Annotated in this window: 1 protein-coding gene; it reads right to left on the bottom strand. The window is 47.9% G+C overall.

Annotated features, from left to right (window positions below):
* Positions 1–79: 79 nt before the first annotated feature.
* Positions 80–382 (bottom strand): hypothetical protein (locus NE664_15695; protein MCQ4728077.1); only part of this gene is annotated, 303 nt, incomplete at its 5' end.

Here is a 382-nt window from a genome sequence, read left to right as displayed (position 1 = left end):
CAGCCTTCCATATGACAGGAAGTACCCATCTTCAGTATCTTACTTATCTGTCACCAGTTCTCATTTCCCGACGTATCCGCTATTTATTGTCTGAAACCAGCTGTTCAACCTGGGCCTGAGCCTCGTCAAGTGCCTCCTGCGGCGTCTTGCTGCCAAGAATGATTTCATCCAGATACGGAAGCACAATATCAGATGCGCCCGGCGCAGTCAGTCTGTCCTGAGTGACAACTGTAGTAGGCATTGCCTCCAGTGCCATCTTAAATACAGGAATTTCCATCAGAGACGGATCCTGGGACGCTTCAATATTTGCCACGGTATCGTAAACCTGGGATGCCCAGTATATCTGGGATTCCTTACTGGTGATGAATTTAACAAATTCCCA

It is taken from the genome of Anaerotignum faecicola, assembly GCA_024460105.1.
Taxonomy (GTDB): Bacteria; Bacillota; Clostridia; order Lachnospirales; family Anaerotignaceae; genus JANFXS01.
The sequence above is the reverse complement of the archived record's forward strand: the minus strand, read 5'-3'. Positions and strand labels throughout refer to the sequence as shown.